The sequence below is a fragment of the Altericista sp. CCNU0014 genome (assembly GCF_044923475.1).
Classification (GTDB): Bacteria; Cyanobacteriota; Cyanobacteriia; order Thermosynechococcales; family Thermosynechococcaceae; genus JAAURS01.
The window spans coordinates 1,068,557-1,092,211 of record NZ_CP137338.1 but is presented as its reverse complement, the minus strand read 5'-3'; the positions used below and the strand labels follow the sequence as shown (position 1 = coordinate 1,092,211).

Sequence of the window (23,655 nt, the reverse complement as noted above, 5' to 3'; positions counted from 1 at the left end):
TCGTTGAAAGCACAGACAAAAGCGAGATCGTGGCTGCATGGAGAAAGGCGATCGCCTCCGATTAGAGTTGATGCCTGCGAGGCGTATAGACCCAAACCGTTCCGTCAGAGCGTTGAACCGTTCGAGTTTGGCTAGAGCCAATAATCAAGACCGTTCGCATATCCGCTCGATCGGCGGTCAAATCTCCAAGATTAATAACCCGAACAGATTGTCCAGGACGGCCTAGATTGCGGGCAATAACGACGGGGGTGGTGGGCGATCGCCATTTCAGCAAAATCTCCTTGGCGGCGTCGAGCTGCCAAGTCCGCTGGGTGGAAACGGGGTTATAGAACGCGATCGCAAAGTCTGCTGCTGCTGCTGCTGCAATGCGCTTCTCGATCGCGTCCCAGGGTTTGAGAATATCGGATAGAGAAATTGCGCAAAAGTCGTGACCGAGGGGCGCGCCCACCGCCGCCGCTGCGGCCTGCATGGCCGAAATGCCCGGCGCGACGTGAATGTCAAGATCGGTCCAAGCGGGATTTGCATCTCGATCGATGACCTCAAAAACTGCCGCCGCCATTGCAAAAATGCCAGGGTCGCCGGAGGATACCACCACCACCGATTTTCCTTCGGTTGCCAGCGCCAGGGCAAGGCGGGCGCGATCTAGCTCTACGCGGTTGTCGGACTCGTGTCGCTGCTTGCCTTGGGCTAGATCTCCGACTAAATCTAAATAGGTTTTGTATCCCACTAAATCCGTGGCGGCCTGGAGAATCCCTTTAACTTCAGGAGACATCCACTGGGCAGAACCGGGACCAGTTCCAACAATGGCAAGTCGCCCTTGAACGGCCACCGGATGATAGACCAAATGGGTGGCGCTACCCGCGACATCGCGTTTCGTCACTTCGATGAGATGCGTTCCTTTGGGACTGAAGGGCAGATTGCTTTGGCTCAACCAAGGGGCCTCTCCCACGAGTCGAACCGTTGCGCCTGCAATCAGGTCGGAGGTGAAGGATTTGGCGTGTTCCGGGTTGGCGAGGCGGTAGTCGGAGGGCGGTGCTTCCAGGACGATATTGAATCGCAGTTGACCCGTGGCGGTAATGGCGGCTTGGGTCTGAAGGGCTTGGGCGATCGCCTTGGCTAATTCGTTGGCCCCTGTCAACCCGCCCAGCAGCGGTACCACGGCACTGCCGTCTTCAGCCACTGCGATCGCGGGCGGCTCGGCCCGTTTATCCGAGAGCAGCGGCGCGAGGGTGCGGATTAGAATTCCAGCGGCGCAGATGCCAATGATAGGGGTGCCTTGGGCGAACAGATCTCTGACCGTATCGCCAAAGTGGGTGTAGAAAATGTCTGCGGATTGGGTGCGATCGACCAGACCGTAGACCGTAGCCTCGGGGAGGACAGTCTGGATTTGACGGGCGATCGCCGTGCTGGATTCGCTCAGAATGATGATGGCAGATGAGTTCAAGGAATGGAGCCTTTTTGCGATGCGGAGGGTGGCAGTTCTACTATTATTCTGGATCTTCTGCGATCCCTTCGAGAAATGCGATCGCCATTTTCCCCCACAAATTCTCTTCGGTGAAGTGTTCGCCCAGTTTGAAGGTGGCTTTTTTGCCGCCGTTCCAGAGGCGTTTGAGGTTTAGGAAGTTTTGCCAGCGTTGGGGTTGCGTTTTTTGAAGTTCTTGGAATTCTGCGTCGATGATGGGCAGTAAGGCCGCTTCGGGGATTTGGACGGGATATTTTTGCTGGAGGTCGTTGAAGAATTGTTTGTAGTCGTTCAGGAGAGTATCAAAGTCTTGTGCTGAGGCATTGATGATTTGATCGCCTGCGACGGTGCCTGCTGCGCCGTAGACAGGAGCGTTGAAGGTCATTTGCACTTTGGGTTGGTCTGACATGGGGAAGGTAGAAAATGAAGCAAGGACAAGGTCTGTAATGGCGGCAAGGGCTGCAATGCTGATATTAGGATTTGGGTCTTCGGCGGCGTTGTAGAGGAGCTGTAGGTTGATGGGATGATATTGACCTATTCTGGCAAGATTTTGAAGGGCAGCAATTTTGACGCTAGAACTAGGATGATGGAGCAACATTCGCTCTAGGGTGGTAATTGCACGCTCAAGCGGGTTCACTATACAGGTCTCCCAATGCATTAATACCTTGAATGCAAATATTGGGATCTGGGTCTTTTAGTTTTTCTAAAATCTGTTTCAGTTCAGGGTTATCTGTGGGTAAGTTCAGAAAATCGTCGAGACTATAGTTCTCGTCGGGACTATAGGTTGAGGTGGTTGGCGTCTGTTCGAGAAGATGTAGTGTCATGAATTCGGATGGTGGGGTTGGATCGACTTCAACGCTACGGATGAAGTTGTGTTTAACCATTTGATTGGCAATGTGACGGGCTAAAGGGGTTGCTGGAACTTGGATGCGGTCTCTGTTAAATTGCTTGGCGGCGCGAATGAAGCTAAACATTTCGGCAACTGTATAATAACCCGCTAGCCACTCTGTAGGGGGCATAGATGATAATGTTGTCCCTTTTGAGGCTGTTCTTAGTGTTTGGGTGAGATGCTCCGCAAGAAAGCTCTCTACGGTTGTGTTTTGCTGCTGGGCTTTGGCTTGCCATTGCTGGACAACTGCATCTGATAGTTCGACGGTGATTAAGGTGGTCATGGGGAGGTATTCCTTATTCGGTAGGTTGGATGTTTTGGTCTCCTTGAACGGTTCCGGCTGCGCCGTGGACGGTGCCGTAAAAGTTCATTGTGACATTTGCAGGCTGGGATGATGCGGTTTTGGGTTGGGGTGTGGCGGGGCTGGTTTTGCGTTGCTGGAGTTCGGCGACGGCTTTGCGGATGCCTTGGGCGATGTGGGTGAAGGCTTCGTCTGGGTTGTCCCATGTTGTGACAGGTTTGGCGTCTTTGGGGAGGGCTTGGAGTTTGCCAAAGGGGGCGCTGTGCCAGTCACAGGGGCGCAGGATGATAGGCATAACGCAAGCGATGCCTTGGTTGTGGAGTTCTAGAGCGCGGGTCATTTCTTTGTCGTAGCAGTAGTCTGAGGCGAGGAAGTCGGAGCTGATGAGGAGCAGGATGATGTTGGCGGTGTTGAGATTGTTGTCGATGGCCTGTGCCCAGTCGGTTCCGGCGGTGATGTTGCGATCGTGCCAGTCGGTGATGATGTTTTGGCGTTTGAGGAGGCTGAGGTGTTTGGCGAGTTCGTCGCGGAGGGTTTCGTCTTTGTGGGCGTAAGAGAAGAAGAGTTTCATGGATGGGGTGGATTGGGTGAGATCGTAGTTGTAGAATCCACAGCGGAATTGGATGATGGACATGGCTTTGAAAGCGGCTTGTCCCGATGGATGTAGGATGAGTGCTTTGAGTTGAGGCAAACAGTGAACTCTAGCTACATGTTTGAAAGGTCCTACCAAAGAAACAGCAGCAGCCCAGCGCACATCAGAATCTTGATCTTCAAAGGCTTTGATCAACCCTGGAATTGCTTTTTCTGAAACTTTCTGCCCTAAAATCAAAGCTGCAACAACACGATTATCGGAGTTATAATCCTCCAGAATTGCGAGATAACTTGAAATTGATTCCTCTGAGTCCGCTAGTATCCCTAGGGAATTAACGTACATCCACCGTGCACCAAAATTGTTCCAATTCGCCTCGAAGTCTTCGTCATTATTATCAGCGAGTAGTTTTGGAATCTTTTTACTTGTTCCAATTTCTTTCAATAGCTTAAATTTCAACCATTTTGGAAGTTCCAGATTGCTCACTCTGCTAACTGTAGCTGACTGCAACTCACCCTTCGCTTTCCCTGCGAGTTTTGCTCCCAACATTAAGTCTACATTCAGTGACAACTCCACTACCTTTAAGACTAAATTTTCGTTGTCTATTCGACCTACCATCAACCTGATCGCCTCTGTCCACTTCAAATAATTGAGGTAGTCTCGCTTGAATTCCAATTCGCTAAGCTGCTCCCAATGCCCCAATAAATATTCTGCCGCGTAGTATTCCTGAAGTAATTGATGCCGAAACTCTACCTGTTCTCCATTCTCTTGAATCAGATGATGTCGCAATAGGTCATCTAAAGATCGCTGTGCGCTACCTTCTCGCTCTGCTTCTTTTCCTTGTAAAAACTTGGCAAAAATCTGGTGAACTTCTATTTTAGGAATTGCGACCCGAAAATCCACATCTACAAGAGGGCGAACGCCGTTCGCCCCTACGGGTTGGCTATGCATCATGGCAAAGGCCAATTCCTGCAACAACTCCGGCCACCAACGCCGATCGCTTTCAACAGGTACATCCGCCTTCAAATTCTTCTCATATCCCTGCGTAAACGCCCGAAACACCTCACCCAAATTCGCCGGAATCTCCCCCGTCTGCCGAAACAACCCGCACAACATCCATAACAACAGCGGCGTTTGCCCAAACTCCCGCAACCGATCCTTCAACTGCCGCAGCATCGCCTCCGCCTGTTCTGGCACATACGATCGCACAAAATCCTGCATTTGCGCTTCCGTCAGTGGCTGCATCTCCAGCTTTTTCTCCAGCCCAAAATCGCCCCCCAAACTCAAATCCCGCGTCGTAAAAATCATCGACACCTTGGGATAATCTTGCCGGAATTTTGCCACATCCAGTCGGACAGCCTCTGAGGGCAATTCATTCAGCCCATCCATCAACAGTAATAACCGTCGATGAAACAGCAGGTCTTCGATTTGCGTACGATCGAGTTGGAGGTCGTGGCGTTGGAAAAAGGCTTGAATGCGATCGAGGAGGGTTGAGTTGGATAAGAATCGGAGTTCGACGAGGACGGGGATACATGTCCTGTCACCAATCCCCTCCTCGGAGGGGTGCCCGTAGGGCGGGGTGGGTCGATCAATTGCGCCACTGACTAACCCACCCCTAGCCCCTCCCAGGAGGGGATTACTGGACTGGTCAATGGCAGAGCACCCACGAGCCTCTTCCAACAACAACCGCGCCAACGTCGTCGATTTCCCCGAACCCGGTCGCCCCACCAGCAACACCTGCCGATGTTCCTTCACAAATTTACGAATCCCCTCTAAAACCGGAAATCGTTCGATCTTTTCCTTGGGCGACTGAGCTTCAAAATCCGAGCCATCCGATCCTAGAGAGCGATCGCGTTGCACCGTCTGCACCATCAACCCAAAATCAAACGGCGTTTTCCAAGGCTGCGGCTCCTTCTGTTGCTGAGCCTTGGTTTCCGCATCCGTTAGCGTGTAGAGTCGCCACCATTGTTCATAGTGGGTGCTAATGGATTGCAAATAAGGCTGAAAATCGATTTCCGCAGCCATGCCGAACAATGCTTAGGGTTTTCTACTCCTATGGTATGCGATCGCCCTAAACCGTCTCCGCAAAGATAACTGAGGTTAGATTTGGATCGGCGGCGTCAAAATTAACGCCCGGTAAGACGCGCTAAGAGTAATCGAACTCCTGTTGTTCCGTCGCGTACAAATCATCCCTTCCCACTCGACAGACCAGATAGGCAGCTTCCACTAGATTTTCGTCAGGAATAGTTCCAAGAGCGTCGGGACTGTGGGGCATCAAGAGCGATCGCAGTTGTCGGGCTAACTTCGACGTCGCAGACTTGCGGTCTTTAGCGCTCAGCTCAGCGCGATGGCCTAGAAAATTCTGCAATACAAAATAGCGATCCATAGATAGTACCGCTGTATTGGTTTGAGCGGTGAGGATTTCCACCGTATCTTTAGTCAGCGTGCTGAAGCTAGTCGGAACGATCGCCGCACCCTGTTGGGAAGACTTTTCATCCTGAATCACAAGGGTACCTGCCGCCATATCGCCCAGACGCTTCTCAGAACGTCCCAACATCACCAGCATGAGTCCGATGAAAAAGAACCCGAGGTCAAACCAACCGACAAAACTGCGGAGGGTCGCTTCTTTCACGCCAATGGGCTGACCGTCATCCCGGACCACGCGAATCTTCGCCAAGCGTTTGCCAGGGGTTTGCCCGCGCCAGATCGTCTCAAAACTGATGAAATACCCATTGGCAATGGCAAAACTCAAAATTCCGGCGATCGCCCCCACCCAAAGATTGAGCTCGTCCACCGAGAACGCTTCAAATCGATCCGTCAGCATCGGCAACACGACATAGATATAAGTCCAGCCGCCAGCCACCCAAAATACCGCCAACACCAGGTACAAAATTGTTTGGTCCACCATCCAGGCGATCGCGCGACTGCCGATACCGCCCAACGCAAAATCTAGCTCTACCCCCTCTGGCGTCTGCATTGCCACGCGACGGAGAAAGCGACGAGGATCGGAAGATAGACTGTCCAAATCGAACAAAAGCCCTGTCTTCGCCGTTACGAGTTCGTAAAAGTTGACCGCCTTCACCGCCTGCCACAGGGGAAGCATAATCACCCCGGCAATCAGACTGACGAAGGGCACAAACACGTTAATACTACTGGCAAGCAACAGAATTGGAAGCGTGATGAGACTTGCAGTAAACATGATAGTGATTACACTCCACCCCTTACCCCGCGTCAGTTCCCAGCTTCGGAGCAGCGATGTAAGGGCAGAATGTCGATCTTCAATGGCAAGAACCGCATCGAAAAACCACAACCGCGCCGACAGATAATACCCCACCATAACCGCACCCAATACGTAGATTAGGCCTAGGGTAAACGTGACCAGCACAAAGGTTCCTCTCAATTGCGAATCCGCTATTTGCAACAGAAATGCCTGCCAAGTCGGCGAGAGCAACACGAATACATAAAACCCAATCCCCAACAGCCAACCGCAAATCAGCAACACGATGAGAGAAGAGAACACCCAAGCGGCCAAATAGGTCCAAAGTCGGCGCAATATCGTTTGACGGTAGAGTTCGTCGGGTTCTACCCATTTCCGCAAGGTATTAAACCCCATTCGGGTCATGAGTCCGCTTACGGCAAACATGCGCGCCCCGGTAAAGAGCGTGAAGGGCAAAGCAAAGACCGTCCCGATCGCAACACCCAGAACGCCAGCCGAGGTATTGGGGAATCCCCCAGTGCTGCTGAGGGCAAAACTAAAGAACAGCGCAATTCCAAAGACCAACAAGCCCCCAAGCATCGCCAACCACAGCCACAGGTGGGACAGCAGGCTGCGGACAAAATGATCGTTGAAATTCAGCCGAAACACCTGAAATCCGATTGTAATGACGTTGCCCATGGTCAGAGATGGGACGGAAGCTTGAATCGAATCGGGTTTGGGTGTCATAGGGTTGCAAAACGTTTTGGCATTTGACGCTGAAACAACCCCGGTATTAATGGACTTGAGGGTTAGGAGCTTTCAGTTCTACAACGGCTGGAACCTCTACAGGGATCTCAGAAGCAGGCGCTTCTGAGATCGCAGATGATTGAGACGAATCTGCTTCAGGCGCGCTGGGTTCTTCACTCGCCTCAAGTTTGGTTTCCTCCACCGTTTGGCGGTGCTGCGCGGCTCGCTGCTCGGCCTCCGCCATCACGGCCTCAAAGGCATCAAGCATCTCTCCCGGTCGATTTTCGAGCACGCTGGTCGAGAGCGAAATGCGCCCGCGCTGCTCGTCGAGATCGGTAATGACGGCCTTCAAGGCCGTTCCGATGGGCAGTAGGGTATTGACCGAGGAAACGTACTTCTGGCTGATGTTGTTGACGTGGAGCAGGGCAGTCACGCCGCCCAGGTCCACAAATGCGCCAAAGGGTCGGAGGTCTGCAACCTTGCCGCTGACGAGCTGCCCGATTTCTAGCTCGGTCATGCGCTGGGCGCGCTGGGCTTGGCGCTGGGATAACACTAACTTTTTGCGAGCGGGATCCACCTCTAAGATACTGACGGTAATCTGCTGCCCCACCAATTCTTCGATGTTTTCTCGCTGAACCACATGCGATCGCGGGATAAAGGCTTTGATGCCTTTGACATTCGCCGTTAAGCCGCCCTTATTGGTCCCATTGACGCGCACCTTGAGGGTTTGTCCGGGATCGAAGGTCTGCAATTTTTCCCAAAACGCCTTAATTTCAAGCTGCCGCAGAGAAAGAGTAATCTGACCGTTTTCATCCTGCCCGCGGACGATTAAAAACTCTCGCTCGGTTTGAAGCGGCAAAAGCTCCTCTAGCTTTTGGTCGGCACCGAGGTTCACTTCCCGCACGGGTAAAAGCGCCGCAGATTTACCCCCAATATCGATATAAGCGCCATCGCTCCCGTAGCTGGCAATCTTACCCAGAACCGTCTGGCCCACTTCAAAGGCGAAATCATGCTGGTCGAGGGCTTTCAAAAAATCATCGTGTGAAAAACTCAAGCTCGTAATCCTAATTCGCTTCTAAATAGTTCGCTCTGGTTTGATTCTACCCAAGCACACGACTCTACTCCAAGCTGTTTTAATCTTTTGGTACGGATTACCAGACTTTACCTAACCCCAGACATACTTATAAACGCCCACATATCCTTGAGCCTTCAGATCGTCCACAGAAAGTCCATCGGTAGGTTGCGGTTCTCCAAGGGCCTTATCGGCAAGCCACTTCTGCCAGACGGCATCGGATCGATCGGCACCCATTTCGGGCGATGCCATTGCTTCGGAATTCATTTTCTCTGGATGTAGCGTATTGACAATCCAAACTGGCTTCATAATCATCGATCTCCCAAAATCTTTCCTTAAGGATGCCCTCTCTGCAAAGCATTCAGCCACTAGGGCAAAGATATACGTCTCGTTAATAAATCGGCGCAAAACAAGCTTAAGATTTTTTTTGTTTTTTTGCAGTCTTAAAATGCTAAATAACTGATACAGTATTGGGCACCATTACGAGTGACGTAGTTTTCCCTGTCAGTGAACAATCAGTATTTAATTCAGTATTTGCAGCATGACTTAGGTCTTTCCGATGCGGCGATCGCTTCTGTAACGCGCAACCAGCAACCCAGCGTTACGGAGCTGCCCATCGTGCTTTGGAACTATGGCCTCATCAGCTTGAAGCAGTTAGAGCACATTTTTGATTGGATTGAAAAAACTGCTCCCTAGACCGTATTCGCACTTCAAAGTTAAAAGTTAACAGACAAATCTCAGTCGGCCATTTCCCGCACGGGTTGAGTTGCGACCACGGGTATGCCCAAGCTTTCTGCTAACGCCTTCGGCGGCGCTTGACGCGTTGCGGCAGCAAGGTACTGGCCCGTCAGAATGGGCGGCACGGGCTTCATTTGATGGGCTATGCTGTAATACCGATGCGTTTGTCGAGTATTCCCGCGCTCCTGTAGATTTTCGTCGGCAATTTTTTTGCGCAGTTTTACAATCGCGTCCAGCACCGCTTCCGGGCGAGGCGGACATCCGGGAATGTACACGTCAACGGGGAGTAGCTTGTCAACTCCCCTCACGGCAGTCGGAGAATCGGCGCTAAACATGCCGCCGCTAATCGTGCAGGCACCCATGGCCATGACGTATTTTGGTTCGGGCATCTGTTCGTAGAGACGAACCAATGCTGGAGCCATTTTCATGGTAATCGTGCCAGCGGTGATAATTAGATCGGCCTGGCGCGGACTCATACGCGGAAAAACGCCCAAGCGATCTAAATCGAAGCGAGAGCCTAAGGTTGCGGCAAATTCGATAAAACAGCAGGCAGTGCCAAACATGAGGGGGTACAGGCTCGAGAGTCTAGCCCAGTCGTACAAGTCATTGACGCTGGCTAAAATCACGTTTTCGGAAAGCTGGGGGGGAATCTCGGGGCGACTAATCGGATACGCGATCCGATCGATTTCGGCGTTGGCCGTCGCAGGAAAGTTCATAGCTGTAGCTCCTTAGCGTTGGATAGGTCCTGGGAAAGGACAAAGCGTTCGCAAATTAAGCACCGAGCAATTGGATTCGCAGCGCGCTGCGACCCTGCAAAGCAAAGACTTGATTTTTCCTTGCTGACATTCTAGATCCTGCTAGGGGTTGAGGGGGAGGTTGGCCCCCCTTTTCGATCTCCTCAATTTAAAGCTGGGTGAGTGCAAACCAATGTCCGACAGGTCCCTGTCCTTTGCCGATCGCCAGGGAGTGTTTCAAGGCTTCGGTCACGTATTGTTTGGCGCTCTGCACTGCGTCTAGGGGGAGTTTTCCGAGGGCGAGGTTAGCGGCGATCGCCGCTGACAAGGTACACCCCGTCCCGTGGGTATGGGGCGTATCCACCTGTTGCGTTTCTAAGACCGTTAGTTCGCGTCCGTCAAACCAAATATCGATGCCTTTGAGTTCTCCTGCCATCCCGCCGCCTTTGACCAGAACGGCCTGCGGGCCGAGGGCGTAAATCTTTTGAGCTGCGGTTTTCATGGCATCCAAGGTATTGACTTCGAGGTTTGCCAGGATTTGAGCTTCGTAGCGGTTGGGGGTAACAATTAATGCTTTGGGAAGAAGAACCTGGACGAGCGCTGCGATCGCCCTATCGTCAATCAACTGCGCCCCCGTACGAGACACCATCACCGGATCGACCACCAACCTGTCAAACTGCAGGCTATCCAGCGCTGCGGCGACAGCCTGAATAATGTCGGCATTCAGCAGCATTCCGGTCTTAGCCGATTGAAATCCAATATCCGCAGCAACCGCATCAATTTGCGCGACCACCGATTCCGGCGGTAAGGCATCAACGCGACTGACCCCTAAGGTATTTTGGGCCGTAATGCAGGTCAGGGCGCTGGTCCCGTGGACTCGATGAAAAGCAAACGTTCGCAGATCGGCTTGGATGCCCGCCCCGCCACCGCTATCAGATCCGGCAATGGTTAGTGCAACTGGAACGCTCATCCGTCATCCCTCATGGCTTCGCAGTTCTGCCGCGTCACCCGGTGGCGGTAGTCAAACATATCCGCGAGGCGGGCGTCCACCCACCACTGCAGCAGTTGTTCGAGCGGCTGACCGCCGGGGAGCGCGTAGTCGATCGCATCTGTCAGTCGGGTGCGATCGCCCTGCGCTTCAAATTGATGGCGGTGCTGCCAAAAGGCCATCGGTCCCGTTTTTTGCTCGTCTACAAAATATCGATCGCGCTCGCAGGCAGTATGTACCGCAATCCACTGCACCGGAATAACGCCAATCCACAACCGGAATTCGGAGATCGCGCCAACGCCCAAACCGCCCTCCCGGCGCACGATCTGTACGGGCTGCCAAGGAGGGGTCAGAATCTGCAAAATATCCGAGCGCTCGTGGAACCGCCACACCGTCTCAGGGGATGCATCAATAATGCTCGTTTTCTCGAAGTGCAGCACGGTTCGTACTCGCAAATTTGGCCCCCTCACTCTAACTCAAGTTTTAAAGACCCATGGCCAGCGCCCTGCCCTACCGAGCGTCGTTTCGTTCCGTCAAAGAACGTAACACCGCGTATCTTTAATGTAGTGGTAAGATCCGTGCCATATTTACCTCAAAGCTGCTGTTTTAAGAATCGCCGGATATGCTGCACAAACAAGCGTTGCGAATGTCTAATTCCATGAAAATATCTGCTGTAGGCATATTGTTGGCACTCTGCGTGCCCCTGCAATCTGTTGCCGCCCAAACCGTCTTAGAAAAAGTTGCAAAAACGGGCGTCCTTACGGCTGGAACCAGCAAAGATGCTTTCCCCCTCGCCTACGCCGACGACAAAGGGCAACTCGTGGGCTACTCCGTAGACATGCTTCAGCTGATTAAAACCCAGGTCGAGCGAGAACTCAAGCGGCCCATTACCCTAAAACTGGTAGCCCTCAGCCCAGGAGAGCGGATTCCCAAACTCCAAACCGGGGAAGTCGATATTGTCTGCGATAGCAGCAGCTTCACTTGGGAACGGGACAAACTCATCGATTTTTCGGTCAGCTACGGCATTACCGGAACCCGCCTCCTGGTCAAGCGCGATACGACCTTTGCGGGGCCTGAGTCCCTAGCGGGCAAGCGCATTGGCGCGCTGCCAAAGACCACGAACGAAGATTCGATTCGACGGGCGCAGCCAAAAGCTCAGATCGTCTTGTTTAAGGATCGCGCTGAAGGTTACAAGGCTTTACAGGAAGGCAAAATTGATGCATTTGCTGGGGATGGCCTGCTGTTGGAAGGCTGGCTCCAAAAAAACTCGAATACAAAAAACTACCAGGTGGATGGCTATCCCTATTCCAAGGAAGGCATTGCCTGCATGGTACCGGAGAATAACTCGAAACTATTGGATAGAACGAACTATGCTTTGCTGAGTTTTATGCAGGGCTTTGTCAAAAATAACCCGTCTTCCGTTTCCACGTTCGATAAATGGTTTGGTCCCAACAGCTCCGTTCCGCTCACCGAGGACCTGAGAAATTTAGTCAAAGAAAGCATGCAGAGCATTTTAGATATGCGCGAGGAGATGCCGGATAGCGCGACCTAGGAAGGCGCTTTAGAGAATCTCATGCGCATCAACAGAAGCGTATAGTTTTTTTGCGACCCTGCGGCACCCGCAACATCATCCATCTGGACGATGATGCCTTCCGATTTATTTTGAAAGGTTGCTTGCTTCGATTTCCCGTTCGGGTTGAACTGTTCGGGCATTCTTCGATATCCTTTCGCAGCCAGTTGCTGTTCGTACCACCCAATAACTTTATCGGGACCGTCGCTTGTATTGAAGGCCGCAGCAGAAACCATCGCGCCTGGAAAAATGGAGCTGCCCAGACGCGCTCCTTTGGTCATGGTTTCGTTAAACGTGCTGGGTTGATAAATGGGAGTATCGCCCAGCTTTGCGATAGCTTCTTGGCGGTCGAGCGGCTTGCCCATTTCTTGGGCGGCTCGCTGACCGATCGTACCGAACAACAACACGCACCCCCCAAAGGTCAACAGGAGAGCAGTCCCACAACCAAGGCCGACCCAAACCCAAGGCGATCGCGGTCTTTTAGGACCAGGAGGGGAGACATTTGGGCTAGTCATTGCGATGCGACTCCTAGGAAATGGCTAGAGATTGAGGATTTTCCGCATTGGGCGTTCAAAGGGGAAATGCACTGACCAATTGTTCCCCTGCTTTGAGCTTAAGCCAAAGGGTGCCAGCCCCTTCTTTGGTTGCCAAGGGTAAGCTTTGCGGTACGACAACTGCCATCCGATCTCGATCCGTGGTCACGAGCAAATCGCCCTCTGGCTGGAGCGCAATCATGGCAATGAGCGCATCGGTTTTCTTAGCAAATTGCACGAGGGGCGTCCCTAACCCCCCCGGATGCCCGAGGCGGGCGGAGCCGATCGGCAGCCGCTTGGCATAACCTTGCCGCGACAGCAATAGAATATCGGTTCGATCGGAAACAGCGGCTAACCCTACCAAGACTTCCTGTCTCAGAAGACGCAAAACCTGATTGCCCAGAGCAGGACGCCCCATTTCGGGAACTTCCAAGAGCGGGAAGCGGGCAAGACGGCCCGTAGACGTGGCGATCGCCACTTCCATGTCTGCCGTTGCAGGAATGGCAAACTGAAGTTGGTCATCGTCTTTGAGCTTAATGGCACTGAGTCCGCGAGCCGTCAACTCGGTAAAATCGGCCTTGGCCAACCACTTAAACCGACCCTGCCGCGTCAGAAAGACAAACCGATCGGCGTCCGCGTAGTCGGAGGGCAAAAATTGAGCGACGACTTCCTCACCGTGGGCGGAATCGCTCAAGAGTGTAACCAGGGGCGTGCCGCGATCGCGTCCCGAGGATCCGGGAATATCGGCAAGGTTGACGGCATAGGCTTTACCGCTGGCCGTAAAGACCAAAAGCTGTTCCGAGAGCAGCGCCTTGCCCGTATACAGTGGCAAATCCTGAGATACCTCCTGAAGCTGTTCCGATCGCTCGAGGGTCTCGCGGCGACGGGCGCGACTGGAACTTCCGATCCAGCGAATATACCCCCGTTGGGATAACTCCACCTGCACTGGCTCATTCTCTTCAGGGGGGCTTAGCGGCACCAGCTTTTCCGGGACTGCGGTTTCAATCCGGGTGCGGCGAGCGTCGCCATACTTGCGCTTGAGGGCGCGGAGATCTTGCTTCAGGGTTTTGAGGAGCTCTTTGCGATCGCCCAGAAGCTGATTTAACTGTCGGATTTGTTGGGTCAGCTCCTCGAATTCGCTCCGTAAGTTTTGCTGCTCTAGACCCGTCAGACGTCGCATCGGCATTCCTAGAATTGCATCAGACTGGCGATCGTCTAAGCTGAAGCGCTCTTGTAACGTTTGTTTTGCCGCAGAACCGTCGGGGGCATGGCGCAGGATATCGACAAGCGCGTCCAGGTTTTCGAGGGCGCGCAGCAACCCTTCTACAATGTCAATGCGGCCTTGCGCTCGATCGAGGTCGTGCCGATAGCGCCGAATCAGCGTATCTTCGCGGAAGCGCAAAAATTCTTGCAGCAATTCCTTGAGCGGCAATTGCCGGGGCTGACCGTTGACGATCGCCAGCGTAATTACACCAAAGTTACTTTGGAGTGCAGTTTGGCGGTAGAGCTGCTCTAAAACTTGCTCTGGCTGCGCCTCCCGCTTTAGCTCGATAACAACGCGCATCCCGTCGCGATCGCTCTCGTCCCTCAGGTCGGCAATCCCCTCAATTTTGCCTGCGTTAATGAGGGTGGCGGTTTTCTCGATCAGCCCCGCCTTATTGACCTGAAACGGTAGTTCCGTAATGACGATCGCCGTGCGCCGATGCCGACCTTTCCCTGGCTGGGATTCTTCAAACTGGGCGATCCCTCGCACTGTAATGCTGCCTCTCCCAGTCGCATAGGCTTCGGCAATGCCCTCTGTACCTATAATTTCGCCCCCCGTCGGAAAGTCCGGGCCGGGGATGAAGGTTCGCAGATCCTCTGCCTCCATGTGGGGACGATCGATCAGGGCAATCAGCGCATCTACCACCTCTCCCAAATTATGGGGTGGGATATTGGTGGCCATCCCCACCGCAATGCCGGAGCAACCGTTGAGCAGCAAAATTGGGAGTTGGGCGGGCAGTACGGTTGGCTCCTGCTGCGAGTTGTCAAAGTTGCCGATGAAGTCAACCGTAGACTCCCCAATTTCTTCTAGGAGCGTCTGGTTGGCAACTCCCGCAAGGCGAGTTTCCGTATAGCGCATCGCCGCCGGGGGGTCGTTATCCACCGAGCCAAAGTTGCCGTGCCCGTCCAAAAGCGGGTAGCGACTAGAAAACGACTGCACCAACCGGACGAGGGCATCGTAAACCGCCTGATCGCCGTGGGGATGATATTTCCCCAGCACATCCCCTACCACGCGGGCGCACTTGCGATAGGGGCGATCGGGCGTCAGCCCCAGCTCGTGCATGGCGTAGAGAATCCGACGATGAACGGGTTTTAAGCCATCTCTTACATCTGGCAGCGCTCGACCCACAATGACGCTCATCGCGTACTCCAGGTAAGACTGCTCCATCTCGGTATGCAGCGCTGTGGCAATGACCTTACCCGTAGACAGAAGATTTAGCTGTTTTGCCATAGAAAAAAAAGCCTGACGCGCCAAGGAGGAATGAAGTCGGTGGGCTGCAACCCATTCGCAGGAACGGGAGTACCGCAGTTCTGCTGAATTATAGAGTGCATTTGCCAATCATAGATCGCCTCATTGGCTAGATTCCCGATGCCTAAAAAGATTCAGCCTAAAGTTTGAGAGTTTTGTATCGTCATATGTACTGCCGCAAATGTTGTGCGAAGAAGGGGAAGAATGAGGTTAAGGGGGTAGAAGCTTGAGCGCTTAGAAGCTTGAGCGCGTTGTTTTGGGCATTAAAAACAGTAAGGACTTGATAAAGAACATGAAGGGAGTAGCGTTTCTAACGATCGGAGCGATCGCAGTGGGTACCGCACTGATATCCGTACAAAATGCCGCACCGATCTCGATTCGTTTTTTAGCTTGGCGATCGATTGACTTGCCTTTGGGCTTGGTGCTTAGCATTGGTTTTGCCCTCGGTACGATCCTCTCTGTTATCTTTCCCGCAATATGGCGGCTTGGCGTGGTTTACGACGATCTAGACGAAGCAGCCTTTGCAGATTCTTCAGGTTTTAATAAAGACAGCAGCGACGATTGGGATACCTAACCGTTCCTAGGGCACGGGATGACCCAGGGTTTTGAGGTCCAACGCATACCCTGCCGCAACCAGGTAAACCCGATCTGCTATGACACCGATGCGTCGCGATAGCGTGCCAAGGCGATCGCGAAATAGCCTCCCAACTGGGTAGGCAGGCACGACACCCCAGCCCACTTCTTCAGCGACCAGAATAATCGGTTGAGCGCTGCGCTGAAGCGTTGCGAGAAGTTCGGCTTCGGTTTTCTGCCACTGTGCGGTCGGTTGGTCTATCTGGTTGGCCAACCAGGTCCCGAGAGAATCGATCAAAATGCAGTGCCGCTCTGGTGCCTGGGCGATGGCATCTGCAAGGGTATGGGGAACTTCCCATAGCGTCCAGTGAGCGGGCCTGCGATCGCGATGGCGTTGAATACGGGCCTGCCATTCCAGATCGTCGGGGCTATTGATTGAGGTTGCAATATACAGTACGGGCTGCCCGGATTGGGTTGCTAGCGCTTCTGCCCAGTCGCTTTTACCGGAACGGGATGGCCCAGTCACTAAACTCAGACGGCCTACTTCTTGCCGTAATACCGAGGGATTTGTCATCTAAACGCTTGCCTAGAAGGGGTCGAAATTTGCACCCATCTCTTTGAGCTTGGCTTGCAGGAGCGCAACCCGTTCTCGCTTGAGACTAAGCTGGGCGATCGCCTCGTCTGCCCGCTAGCGCTTTTGGGTGTGAAGTTGTCCGTCGCGTTCGGGATAGCAAATATCGGTGGGGGCTGGCAGCGTAAGTTGCTGCACCATGCGATCGTATTCCGCAAAGGCATGATGCCAGTATAGCGAAGGGATTTACTCGATTAATCCAAACTCATAGCGATCGAGAATATTGGCCAAGATCCCTCTAAAGTCTTGACTGGCACAGCGAAGGGTTTGAGTGACGTGCCAACCCTCCGCTGCGCGGTCAAAAATAGCGGCGCAGTATTGAGATGGGTCGTGACGTGCCCGATAGTAAATTCCGTCTACCTGCATGGGGTGTTGCCAAAAGGCTAAAGCCCACCGCTGTGCTAGTGGATGGTCGCTGTCACAGAGTCTGCTATCAGCTCCAATCTTGGCAAGCCCTGGCCCAGTTAAATCGACCAAATTAAGCGGGCAAGAATGTTGGAGACAGCTTATGCTCCGCAAAGACAACTCATCATTTGAAATAATCCGAATGCCTGTGTAAGTGCCAAAGGTCTCAATAAACGCGCCTTGTTCGTATTGGGCAATGTATAAAATGCGATACTCCTGTCCTGACGCATCAAACCGATATCCCGAATTGCCAAAATGAAGCGGTTCATAGCGACTTTGATGAATTCGGAACCAAGATTGCTGAAGCTGGATCAGCGGCAAGTTTTGCGTTGAAAGATGTTTGGGCGGCTCAGGATGTGGCGCTGGATTTTTAGCAGAAGCCATTGCGACGCGTTTTTACAGGACACATAGTCGCACTTTGACAGGGGTCGTGTTAGCTTGCCCCCTGTTCCCCGTAAAGTAAAGCCGCCCGCTCGACTGGCTCAATTTGTCCAGAACGCAATGCATCTAGAGGGCGCTGTCCCAGCCTTGCATTAGAATTGAGCATCCAAGCTGTTTGCATCCAAGGATCTTGTACGTTCAAGCTTTTGAGAACTGCCTCAATTCCTTTAAGGGCTTGACTTCCCTGAAACTGCCACACGGGATAGCGGTAGGCTCTACCTGCGGGAAGGCCAATCAGTTTTCCCTGTTGCCGTCGCTTGTTGACGGCTTCTCGGCTAATACCCAAGAGTTTTGCGGTTTCATCGGAGGAGAGACAGCCGCCTTCTGCATTTAAAAGCTCAGGCTTTGCCAATAACCCTCGAATTTTTGCTTTGGCGAGCGGATCCTGTGCAGCAAGGAGGGGAAGCACTTCTGACTGCTGCAATAGGTTTAAGAGTAAGTCGTAGTCTGATGAAGCGGCGATCGCCTCTTGTAAATTGGCCTGCTCGACGAGATCCACCAGCGCTCGGATGGCACGGGAGAGGAAAACGGCAGCATTCCCTTCTTTTTCAATCACTTCAGCCATTACGGGCATCAGCAGGTTAGCGGAAGCTGAGGGCATTCGCTCCATGGCACTGTAAAGGGCTGCTTTCTTTTCTTTGAGCGTTAGGGACATTTTGGTGGCTTAGGTTGACCAATTCCATTCTATGCCATGGATTGACTGCGTCAACTTCTGCCGCAGGGCAAATCAATTTGTGCGAGTTTATAAAACTTTGAAAGCTGGAATTCAATTAAACTGATTTGAGGAAAGGCAACGTTTGTCAGTTTTTAAATTTTCCTTAATGGTTGGTGCTGACCCATTCATGAATCTGACAGACTATCAATCTAAATATTTTGCTTATGAGCTCACCAAACGTTGCCCATCCGACAGCTTAGAGAAGTTGGCGGGTACTGTTGCCGGAGCAAAGGTCGATTTGAATCCCCATCAGGTTGATGCGGCACTGTTTGCCTTTAGTTCTCCGCTGTCTCGAGGGGCTTTACTAGCAGATGAGGTGGGCCTAGGTAAAACAATTGAGGCAGGACTAGTTATTTCTCAGAAATGGGCTGAGCGCAAACGTCGAATTTTAGTCATCACGCCCTTGATGGTGCAGAAAAGTCATGAAGACCTTACCAGCAGGCAATATTCAAATCTGTCAAAGGTGACAGAGAGGGGCATTCAATGTGATGCTTAAGTTCCCAAACTCAGAGCAATCCTATGTCAACCCCTCAACTCTATCGTCAACTGCAAACTCAACTGAGTCAATGGGTCACACCCAAAGATAAACGTCACCTTACTGTGTTTGCTGAAAACATCGCTGCAATCCTCCAAGCCCAAAGTGGCAGCTTAAGCCATTGGCTGACTTATTTGAGTCATCGTCGTTGTAAAGCCCGCTCTCACATGGAACGACTGAGCTACTTCGTTCATAATCCCAAGATCACCTCAGAAACATTCTATGTTCCATTACTGCTTCAATTTCTTCAAGCGTGGGCGGGCATGGCGACGACATTGACCCTGGATACAAGCATGCTGTGGGATGAGTATTGCCTGATAGAGGTCTGTCTGACCTGGGGAGGGCGCTCTTTTCCTTTGGCTCAAAAGGTGCTCAAGCATGGCAGTGCTACGGTCGCTTTTGCGGACTATTGCTCAGTGCTGGATGTGGCTGAGACGGTCTTACCCGCTGATTGTCAAATCACACTATTGGCTGACCGAGGCTTTGAGCATGGTGAGTTAATTCGTTGGCTACGGAGCCATCAATGGTCTTGGGCAATTCGCGCTAAATCCGATTTGAGGGTCACGTTGTCTAATGCTCAAACCGAGTCGGTTGCTGACCTGCTGCCAGAGCCTGAACAAGCTTTTCTATTTTCTGATGTCACGATTCTTGAAGATATCCACTGTCATTTGGCGACCGCTCGATTATCCATCGCCCAGGAGGCTTGGGCTGTGATTACAGATAAATCGCCTTCTGTGCAAACCTTCGCGCTATATGGTCAACGTTTTGGTGGCATTGAACCCCATTTCAAGGATTACAAGTCTGCCGCCTTTGAACTGCCTCGTTCTAAACTCAGAGATGCCCATGCTTTAAGCCGACTGCTGATGTTACTGGCGGCTGCGACCATTATTGCCATTTGCGTTGCCATTGAAACGATCGCTCAAGGCGCACTAAAGTCCATTGATTGGCATGCTCACAGGGGATTGAGTTTTCTGCAAATCGGGCTAAGACGGATTAATCAGTTGTGCTATCAAAGATTACCGCTGCCACCCTTGAGATATTTGCCACGATGTAATCCACCACCTGCTTATGCCTCTCTCAAGAAGCGAGATGCGATGAACACTCGCATTGAGTTTGCCAAGGTGACTGTCTTCTAAAGCTTTCAGCTCCTTTGAGTTTTCTGCACCACTAAGCATCACGCCTTCAAACCTTCGAAAGCAATGGCATCAGGAGATGACTGAAAAATTTTTTGTGCCCTGTTCAATTTTAGAAACAAAGTCCTATAACGCAGCAATCAAAGGGGGAGACGATCGCCCGTTTGAGTCAAAAGATACTATAGTAATTTGCTCTTATCAGTTTGCGCGCAATAAATCCGAGGATGTTGAGCGTGTAGCCTGGGATTTAGTGGTGATTGATGAAGCCCATCGTCTGCGGAATGTATATAAGACCTCCAATGTAATTGCAAAGACGTTGAGGCGATCGCTCCAAGGGCGACACAAGCTACTGCTTACGGCAACACCGCTGCAAAATTCGCTGCTAGAGCTATTTGGGCTGGTGAGCTTCATTGACGACAAGGCATTTGGAAATTTAAAAAGTTTTCGAGAACAGTTTTCTAATCTAAATCAGCCCTATGCGGCTGAAATGCTAAAGGCGAGGCTAAAGCCGATTTGCCATCGCACGTTACGTCGAGACGTGATGGCCTATGTTCCATTTACACAGCGCCACGCCATTCTGGAAAAGTTTACGCCCACGCAAGAAGAAGAGCAGCTTTATGATCTGGTATCTGAGTACCTCTCTCGCGATAATTTACAGGCTTTGCCTGCAAGTCAGCGAGCGCTGACGACGTTAGTAATGCGGAAGCTGTTGGCCTCTTCGACCTTTGCGATCGCCGGAACGCTAACCGCGTTATCCAAACGGCTCAAAGCTAAATTGAATCAGCAAGAGAATCTGCGACCTTTATTGGATGAGCTAGACGAAGACTACGAGGGGTTAGAAGAGACGGCTGAAGAATGGGAAGAAGAGGAGTTTGAATCACCCATCTCTGAGTTGGAACGGGCTGCAATTCAAAGTGAAGTGGCGGAGCTAGATGATTTTGTGGAACGAGCCACTTCGATTGAGCATAATGCGAAGGGTACAGCATTGCTAAAAGCCTTTAAGCGGGCGTTTGCAGAAACGGCGAACTATGGCGGTGCCGAAAAAGCGATTGTCTTTACTGAATCTTGCCGCACTCAGAACTATTTGCTGCGATTGCTGAAAGACAGCCCCTGGGGTGCAGGGCTTTTATTGTTTAACGGCTCAAATAATGATGCTCAGTCTAAGGAAATTTATGCAAATTGGCTAAAGCAGAATGAAGGGACAGATCGCATCACTGGTTCAAAGACGGCGGATATGCGGTCTGCTTTGGTGGATTATTTCCAGAAGCAAGGAACCATCATGATTGCGACAGAGGCGGCTTCTGAAGGCATTAATCTTCAGTTTTGCTCGCTGATTGTTAACTATGACTTGCCTTGGAATCCGCAGCGCATTGAGCAGCGGATTGGGCGCTGCCATCGCTACGGGCAAAAACATGATGTAGTGGTGGTCAATTTTCTGAACCAAGAAAATGCGGCTGATCGCCGTGTCTTTGAGCTATTAGACCAAAAGTTCCAGCTTTTTGAGGGTGTGTTTGGTACGAGCGATGAGGTACTGGGGGCGATCGAGTCTGGGGTAGATTTTGAAAAGCGAATTGCTGCGATCTATCAACAATGTCGAAAGCCCGATGAAATTGAGAAGGCGTTTAATCAGCTTCAGCAGGATTTGAGCCTTGAGATCAATGAGTCTATGACTCAAACGCGGCGCAAACTTCTAGAAAATTTCGATGAGGATGTTCGGGGCAAGTTGAGGGTGAGCGGAGAAAAATCTAAGGCGCTACTGGATGAGTTTGAGCGATTTTTGATGCGGCTGACTCGGTATGAATTAAATCAGGATGCAGTGTTTCTGGAGGATTACTCGTTTCGGTTGGATCGGGTACCGAACGATTTAGGAGAGGATGAAGCTCCCCTAGGGCTATACGAGTTGCCGCGTCGCTCAGAGGCTGCCCACACCTATCGCAGTGGTCATCCGTTGGCAAAGGCGTTGATTGAGCGGGCGAAGAATCGTGCGTTACCTGCTGGTGCCATTCATTTTGACTATGCGGCCTATGGCAGCAGAATTTTTGTTCTGGAGCCAATGCTGGGACAGAGTGGGTATTTGAGTCTATCGGTATTGACGGTTGAAGCGTTAGATCACACTGAAGATCGCATAATTTTTTCTGCGGTTACTGATGATGGCCAGATTTTAGACGAAGATAGAGCAAAAAAGCTTTTGCTCATTCCAGGTCAGATCAGGAATTTGACTGAGGCGATCTCCCTCTCTTCTTTGGACGTAATCACACAGCAACGCATCAGAGCGATTCAGCAAGAGATTGCTGAGCATAATGCTAATTTTTTTGAGATGGAGGCCAAAAAGCTGGATGGCTGGGCGGATGACCGGAAGGTGGTTTTGGAGCGGGATATTAAGGAGTTTGACCGTCAGATTAAAGAGGCTAAACGGGCGGCGACTGCTGCCCTAACGCTGGAGGCGAAGCTTGAGGGGCAAAAGCAGGTGAAGGAACTAGAAAAGCAGCGAAACCAGAAACGTCGGTCTTTATTTGAAGCCCAAGACGAAGTGGATCGTCAGCGGGATGAGCTAATTGCCCTCATTGAAGGGAAACTTGAGCAGAAAAGCGAACTCAAAGGTCTTTTTACAATTCGATGGAGCCTTTCATGACCCCTGATGAAACTCAACAACAGAAGGACTTTGCTATGTTATTACAGGCGTTAAAGCAAGGCTCTAGTGATGAAGTCAAGTCTATTTTGGCTGAAAGGGAATCCGTCGCGCCGGAAGACGCTTTAAGTGCTGCGGCAATTGATCGAGTTCAGCAACGGATTAAAGAATTTTCGTAAAACTGAGATAATGAAATCATTTAAGCTTGATTGCCTACAACGCCATGAATAAACAACTTGTTAGCTCATTGGTAGAAGTGGTTCTAAACCTCTCACCTGAAAACCAAAAACTTTTTGAATCCCAACTTCATGCAAGACAGTCCGAGGAAGGGTCTCCTAATGATTTAGCACCAATAGAAAAAGCTGAACAGTTTCGCCAATGGGTTGATTGCTTCCCAAAAAGCGATATTAGTTTACCTGCCGAAGCGTTGCATCGTGGAAGTATTTATGACGATCGTCGCGTATAATCCCTTATTTACTGGATATAAAAATGATTCCAAGAGCGTTGAAATAGATTTATCTTATGCCAGCAAAAGATCTTTTTCATGACTGTGTGAAAGTAGCCCTCATTAGAGATGGGTGGCAGATCAGCCACGATCCCTATAGCTTAAAGATTGGCAAAAAAGATCTGTTTGTTGACCTCGGAGCAGAAAAATTAATCACAGCTGAGAAAGATTCTGTAAAAATTGCTGTTGAAATCAAAAGTTTTGTCAGTCCTTCGGAAATTCAAGATTTAGAAAATGCTTTAGGTCAATATATTCTCTATCAAAATGTTCTACAGAAAATAGAACCTGATCGCATTCTATATTTGGCAATTCGAGAGGCAGTTTTTCATAAGTTGTTTGAGCAAGAGGTTGGTCAAATTCTTTTAGAGAATAAAGTTCTTAAACTTTTAGCCTTTAATCCCGAAACTGAGGTGATCGCAAAATGGATCGGCTAGACAGATATCGTCAAATTATTCGCACTGTACTGAAACCTTACGCAGATATCAGCTATGCAAATGTTCAGGTTAAAAATCGCGCTGCCTTTGATGCCGAAACAGATCAGTACATTATTCTTTCGGAAGGATGGGAAAATACTCAGCACCTACATGGTGTTTTAATTCATGTTGAAATTATGAATAGCAAAGTCTGGATTCAGATGGATGGAACAGAAGATGGTGTCGCCCAAGAATTGATTCAGTCTGGCATTCCTAAAGAGGATATTGTGCTGGGATTTCATGAGCCATCCATTCGTCCCTATACTGGGTTTGCAGTGGCCTAA

At 51.2% G+C, this 23,655-nt stretch carries 26 protein-coding genes; 11 read left to right on the top strand and 15 right to left on the bottom strand.

Annotated features, from left to right (window positions below):
• Positions 1 to 61: 61 nt before the first annotated feature.
• From cobJ to R6H26_RS05445, 7 genes are all read right to left on the bottom strand, one after another.
• Entirely contained in the window at positions 62 to 1,444 is a 1,383-nt protein-coding gene (cobJ, locus tag R6H26_RS05475; RefSeq protein WP_404789023.1) for a precorrin-3B C(17)-methyltransferase, read from the bottom strand.
• A gap of 43 nt (positions 1,445 to 1,487) precedes the next feature.
• Entirely contained in the window at positions 1,488 to 2,099 is a 612-nt protein-coding gene (locus tag R6H26_RS05470; protein ID WP_404789021.1) for a HEAT repeat domain-containing protein, read from the bottom strand.
• Positions 2,086 to 2,634, bottom strand: a complete 549-nt coding sequence (locus R6H26_RS05465; RefSeq protein ID WP_404789019.1) for a hypothetical protein — start codon at positions 2,632 to 2,634, stop codon at positions 2,086 to 2,088. Before R6H26_RS05465 ends, R6H26_RS05470 begins: the two co-directional genes overlap by 14 nt.
• A 13-nt stretch (positions 2,635 to 2,647) precedes the next feature.
• On the bottom strand, positions 2,648 to 5,266 hold the full coding sequence (locus R6H26_RS05460) for a TIR domain-containing protein (protein WP_404789018.1): 2,619 nt from the start codon (positions 5,264 to 5,266) through the stop codon (positions 2,648 to 2,650).
• Between the two features lie 121 nt (positions 5,267 to 5,387).
• A complete protein-coding gene (locus R6H26_RS05455; protein ID WP_404789016.1) occupies positions 5,388 to 7,184 on the bottom strand; it encodes an RDD family protein in 1,797 nt (598 codons plus the stop codon).
• A 46-nt stretch (positions 7,185 to 7,230) separates the two neighbouring features.
• Positions 7,231 to 8,238: a S1 RNA-binding domain-containing protein gene (locus R6H26_RS05450; RefSeq protein WP_404789014.1), complete on the bottom strand. Its 1,008-nt coding sequence runs from the start codon at positions 8,236 to 8,238 to the stop codon at positions 7,231 to 7,233.
• A gap of 111 nt (positions 8,239 to 8,349) precedes the next feature.
• The gene (locus R6H26_RS05445; protein ID WP_404789013.1) at positions 8,350 to 8,565 is read right to left on the bottom strand and encodes a hypothetical protein; all 216 of its coding nucleotides are present in this window, start codon (positions 8,563 to 8,565) and stop codon (positions 8,350 to 8,352) included.
• A 198-nt stretch (positions 8,566 to 8,763) separates the two neighbouring features.
• Here R6H26_RS05445 and R6H26_RS05440 point away from each other — a divergent pair, with 198 nt between their 5' ends.
• Complete coding sequence (locus R6H26_RS05440) at positions 8,764 to 8,952, top strand: DUF2949 domain-containing protein (RefSeq protein WP_404789011.1); 189 nt, start codon at positions 8,764 to 8,766, stop codon at positions 8,950 to 8,952.
• Between the two features lie 41 nt (positions 8,953 to 8,993).
• Here the strand turns inward: R6H26_RS05440 and nuoB are convergent, their stop codons facing one another.
• The 3 genes from nuoB to R6H26_RS05425 form a co-directional block, all read right to left on the bottom strand.
• On the bottom strand, positions 8,994 to 9,710 hold the full coding sequence (gene nuoB / locus R6H26_RS05435; RefSeq protein WP_404789009.1) for an NADH-quinone oxidoreductase subunit NuoB: 717 nt from the start codon (positions 9,708 to 9,710) through the stop codon (positions 8,994 to 8,996).
• Positions 9,711 to 9,897: 187 nt separating this feature from the next.
• Entirely contained in the window at positions 9,898 to 10,698 is an 801-nt protein-coding gene (thiD, locus tag R6H26_RS05430) for a bifunctional hydroxymethylpyrimidine kinase/phosphomethylpyrimidine kinase (protein WP_404789007.1), read from the bottom strand.
• On the bottom strand, positions 10,695 to 11,171 hold the full coding sequence (locus tag R6H26_RS05425) for an SRPBCC family protein (RefSeq protein WP_404789005.1): 477 nt from the start codon (positions 11,169 to 11,171) through the stop codon (positions 10,695 to 10,697). Before R6H26_RS05425 ends, thiD begins: the two co-directional genes overlap by 4 nt.
• A 203-nt stretch (positions 11,172 to 11,374) precedes the next feature.
• On the opposite strand from R6H26_RS05425, the gene R6H26_RS05420 reads away from it, so the two are divergent.
• Positions 11,375 to 12,268, top strand: coding sequence for an amino acid ABC transporter substrate-binding protein (locus R6H26_RS05420; protein ID WP_404789003.1), 894 nt, complete (start codon positions 11,375 to 11,377; stop codon positions 12,266 to 12,268).
• Here R6H26_RS05420 and R6H26_RS05415 read toward each other — a convergent pair.
• On the bottom strand, positions 12,265 to 12,801 hold the full coding sequence (locus tag R6H26_RS05415; protein ID WP_404789002.1) for a hypothetical protein: 537 nt from the start codon (positions 12,799 to 12,801) through the stop codon (positions 12,265 to 12,267). The two genes, R6H26_RS05420 and R6H26_RS05415, sit on opposite strands and share 4 nt — an antisense overlap.
• Before the next feature lie 55 nt (positions 12,802 to 12,856).
• Complete coding sequence (locus tag R6H26_RS05410; protein ID WP_404789000.1) at positions 12,857 to 15,313, bottom strand: DNA topoisomerase (ATP-hydrolyzing) subunit A; 2,457 nt, start codon at positions 15,311 to 15,313, stop codon at positions 12,857 to 12,859.
• A 310-nt stretch (positions 15,314 to 15,623) separates the two neighbouring features.
• Between R6H26_RS05410 and R6H26_RS05405 the strand changes: the two genes are divergently transcribed.
• Complete coding sequence (locus tag R6H26_RS05405) at positions 15,624 to 15,905, top strand: LapA family protein (RefSeq protein ID WP_404788999.1); 282 nt, start codon at positions 15,624 to 15,626, stop codon at positions 15,903 to 15,905.
• 6 nt (positions 15,906 to 15,911) lie between these two features.
• Here R6H26_RS05405 and cobU read toward each other — a convergent pair whose 3' ends face one another.
• Entirely contained in the window at positions 15,912 to 16,478 is a 567-nt protein-coding gene (gene cobU, locus R6H26_RS05400) for a bifunctional adenosylcobinamide kinase/adenosylcobinamide-phosphate guanylyltransferase (protein ID WP_404788997.1), read from the bottom strand.
• Between the two features lie 54 nt (positions 16,479 to 16,532).
• Here cobU and R6H26_RS05395 point away from each other — a divergent pair, with 54 nt between their 5' ends.
• The gene (locus R6H26_RS05395; protein WP_404788995.1) at positions 16,533 to 16,712 is read left to right on the top strand and encodes a hypothetical protein; all 180 of its coding nucleotides are present in this window, start codon (positions 16,533 to 16,535) and stop codon (positions 16,710 to 16,712) included.
• A gap of 9 nt (positions 16,713 to 16,721) precedes the next feature.
• Here R6H26_RS05395 and R6H26_RS05390 read toward each other — a convergent pair whose 3' ends face one another.
• Together R6H26_RS05390 and R6H26_RS05385 are read right to left on the bottom strand one after the other, a co-directional pair.
• Complete coding sequence (locus R6H26_RS05390; RefSeq protein ID WP_404788993.1) at positions 16,722 to 17,324, bottom strand: RES family NAD+ phosphorylase; 603 nt, start codon at positions 17,322 to 17,324, stop codon at positions 16,722 to 16,724.
• A 49-nt stretch (positions 17,325 to 17,373) separates the two neighbouring features.
• Positions 17,374 to 18,036: a helix-turn-helix domain-containing protein gene (locus R6H26_RS05385; protein ID WP_404788991.1), complete on the bottom strand. Its 663-nt coding sequence runs from the start codon at positions 18,034 to 18,036 to the stop codon at positions 17,374 to 17,376.
• Between the two features lie 142 nt (positions 18,037 to 18,178).
• On the opposite strand from R6H26_RS05385, the gene R6H26_RS05380 reads away from it, so the two are divergent.
• The 7 genes from R6H26_RS05380 to R6H26_RS05350 are packed head-to-tail and all read left to right on the top strand — an operon-like array spanning position 18,179 to position 23,655.
• Complete coding sequence (locus tag R6H26_RS05380; RefSeq protein ID WP_404788989.1) at positions 18,179 to 18,592, top strand: hypothetical protein; 414 nt, start codon at positions 18,179 to 18,181, stop codon at positions 18,590 to 18,592.
• A 23-nt stretch (positions 18,593 to 18,615) separates the two neighbouring features.
• Positions 18,616 to 19,767 carry a transposase gene (locus R6H26_RS05375; RefSeq protein WP_404783408.1) on the top strand — a complete coding sequence of 384 codons (1,152 nt, stop codon included), beginning with the start codon at positions 18,616 to 18,618 and terminating at the stop codon, positions 19,765 to 19,767.
• The gene (locus tag R6H26_RS05370) at positions 19,757 to 22,396 is read left to right on the top strand and encodes an SNF2-related protein (protein ID WP_404791220.1); all 2,640 of its coding nucleotides are present in this window, start codon (positions 19,757 to 19,759) and stop codon (positions 22,394 to 22,396) included. Before R6H26_RS05375 ends, R6H26_RS05370 begins: the two co-directional genes overlap by 11 nt.
• On the top strand, positions 22,393 to 22,572 hold the full coding sequence (locus tag R6H26_RS05365) for a hypothetical protein (protein ID WP_404788987.1): 180 nt from the start codon (positions 22,393 to 22,395) through the stop codon (positions 22,570 to 22,572). Before R6H26_RS05370 ends, R6H26_RS05365 begins: the two co-directional genes overlap by 4 nt.
• Before the next feature lie 44 nt (positions 22,573 to 22,616).
• Complete coding sequence (locus R6H26_RS05360) at positions 22,617 to 22,859, top strand: hypothetical protein (protein WP_404788985.1); 243 nt, start codon at positions 22,617 to 22,619, stop codon at positions 22,857 to 22,859.
• Between the two features lie 56 nt (positions 22,860 to 22,915).
• Complete coding sequence (locus R6H26_RS05355; protein ID WP_404788983.1) at positions 22,916 to 23,332, top strand: element excision factor XisH family protein; 417 nt, start codon at positions 22,916 to 22,918, stop codon at positions 23,330 to 23,332.
• A complete protein-coding gene (locus tag R6H26_RS05350; RefSeq protein ID WP_404788981.1) occupies positions 23,320 to 23,655 on the top strand; it encodes a XisI protein in 336 nt (111 codons plus the stop codon). The genes R6H26_RS05355 and R6H26_RS05350 overlap by 13 nt, the downstream gene beginning before the upstream one ends.

Excerpts from the sequence above, each read along its gene's own strand:
- R6H26_RS05455 (WP_404789016.1), bottom strand. The coding sequence starts at position 7,184 with ATGACACCCAAACCCGATTCGATTCAAGCTTCCGTCCCATCTCTGACC.
- R6H26_RS05410 (WP_404789000.1), bottom strand. The coding sequence starts at position 15,313 with ATGGCAAAACAGCTAAATCTTCTGTCTACGGGTAAGGTCATTGCCACA.
- R6H26_RS05355 (WP_404788983.1), top strand. The coding sequence starts at position 22,916 with ATGCCAGCAAAAGATCTTTTTCATGACTGTGTGAAAGTAGCCCTCATT.
- thiD (WP_404789007.1), bottom strand. The coding sequence starts at position 10,698 with ATGAGCGTTCCAGTTGCACTAACCATTGCCGGATCTGATAGCGGTGGC.
- R6H26_RS05375 (WP_404783408.1), top strand. The coding sequence starts at position 18,616 with ATGTCAACCCCTCAACTCTATCGTCAACTGCAAACTCAACTGAGTCAA.
- R6H26_RS05390 (WP_404788993.1), bottom strand. The coding sequence starts at position 17,324 with ATGGCTTCTGCTAAAAATCCAGCGCCACATCCTGAGCCGCCCAAACAT.
- R6H26_RS05445 (WP_404789013.1), bottom strand. The coding sequence starts at position 8,565 with ATGAAGCCAGTTTGGATTGTCAATACGCTACATCCAGAGAAAATGAAT.
- R6H26_RS05385 (WP_404788991.1), bottom strand. The coding sequence starts at position 18,036 with ATGTCCCTAACGCTCAAAGAAAAGAAAGCAGCCCTTTACAGTGCCATG.
- R6H26_RS05420 (WP_404789003.1), top strand. The coding sequence starts at position 11,375 with ATGAAAATATCTGCTGTAGGCATATTGTTGGCACTCTGCGTGCCCCTG.
- cobU (WP_404788997.1), bottom strand. The coding sequence starts at position 16,478 with ATGACAAATCCCTCGGTATTACGGCAAGAAGTAGGCCGTCTGAGTTTA.
- R6H26_RS05460 (WP_404789018.1), bottom strand. The coding sequence starts at position 5,266 with ATGGCTGCGGAAATCGATTTTCAGCCTTATTTGCAATCCATTAGCACC.
- R6H26_RS05365 (WP_404788987.1), top strand. The coding sequence starts at position 22,393 with ATGACCCCTGATGAAACTCAACAACAGAAGGACTTTGCTATGTTATTA.
- R6H26_RS05415 (WP_404789002.1), bottom strand. The coding sequence starts at position 12,801 with ATGACTAGCCCAAATGTCTCCCCTCCTGGTCCTAAAAGACCGCGATCG.
- nuoB (WP_404789009.1), bottom strand. The coding sequence starts at position 9,710 with ATGAACTTTCCTGCGACGGCCAACGCCGAAATCGATCGGATCGCGTAT.
- R6H26_RS05360 (WP_404788985.1), top strand. The coding sequence starts at position 22,617 with ATGAATAAACAACTTGTTAGCTCATTGGTAGAAGTGGTTCTAAACCTC.
- R6H26_RS05465 (WP_404789019.1), bottom strand. The coding sequence starts at position 2,634 with ATGACCACCTTAATCACCGTCGAACTATCAGATGCAGTTGTCCAGCAA.
- R6H26_RS05405 (WP_404788999.1), top strand. The coding sequence starts at position 15,624 with ATGAAGGGAGTAGCGTTTCTAACGATCGGAGCGATCGCAGTGGGTACC.
- R6H26_RS05350 (WP_404788981.1), top strand. The coding sequence starts at position 23,320 with ATGGATCGGCTAGACAGATATCGTCAAATTATTCGCACTGTACTGAAA.